1 pseudogene is annotated in these 259 nt (G+C 39.0%); it reads right to left on the bottom strand.

The window, feature by feature from the left end:
- Window positions 1-259 (bottom strand): annotated as a pseudogene (locus tag CD118_RS11525) (phosphopentomutase); the annotation flags it as partial.

Genomic DNA, 259 nt, shown 5'->3' with positions numbered 1-259 from the left:
CTGCTTCTGTGACACCTTCTCCATCGAAAATATCATTGATTTTACCGATGGCAATGACATCATAGTCATGATCTTTAAGTGTGTTCATCACTGTTGGGTCAAAAGGTTTTAAGGCATAGTCATGACGATTACTTGTTCTTGTGAAATGCCCCGGTTCACCAACATACGGACGTGCAATCACACGACCGACTAAAAATTTCGGGTCTTTTGTTAATTCACGTACTTTTTCACAAATGTCATACAATTCTTCAAGTGGAAT

The sequence above is a fragment of the Staphylococcus coagulans genome (genome assembly GCF_002901995.1).
In the GTDB taxonomy this organism is placed as follows: Bacteria; Bacillota; Bacilli; order Staphylococcales; family Staphylococcaceae; genus Staphylococcus; species Staphylococcus coagulans.
The sequence above is the reverse complement of the archived record's forward strand: the minus strand, read 5'-3'. Positions and strand labels throughout refer to the sequence as shown.